A 255-nucleotide genomic window follows, 5' to 3' on the forward strand; every position below is an offset into this window, starting at 1 on the left:
ACTGCATGAAGTTGGAATCGCTAGTAATCGCGGATCAGCATGTCGCGGTGAATACGTTCCCGGGTCTTGTACACACCGCCCGTCACACCATGGGAGCGGGTTTTACCAGAAGTAGGTAGCTTAACCGTAAGGAGGGCGCTTACCACGGTAGGATTCGTGACTGGGGTGAAGTCGTAACAAGGTAGCCGTATCGGAAGGTGCGGCTGGATCACCTCCTTTCTAGAGTAGCACTGGTCTTCGGACTACTCATCAAGC

1 rRNA gene is annotated in these 255 nt (G+C 53.7%); it reads left to right on the forward strand.

The annotated features are described in order from the left end of the window. Positions 1 to 219, forward strand: a 16S ribosomal RNA gene (locus GEV01_RS30630); the annotation flags it as partial. Between the last annotated feature and the right edge of the window lie 36 nt (positions 220 to 255).

Source organism: Rugamonas rivuli (assembly GCF_009380165.1).
Classification (GTDB): domain Bacteria; phylum Pseudomonadota; class Gammaproteobacteria; order Burkholderiales; family Burkholderiaceae_D; genus Rugamonas; species Rugamonas rivuli.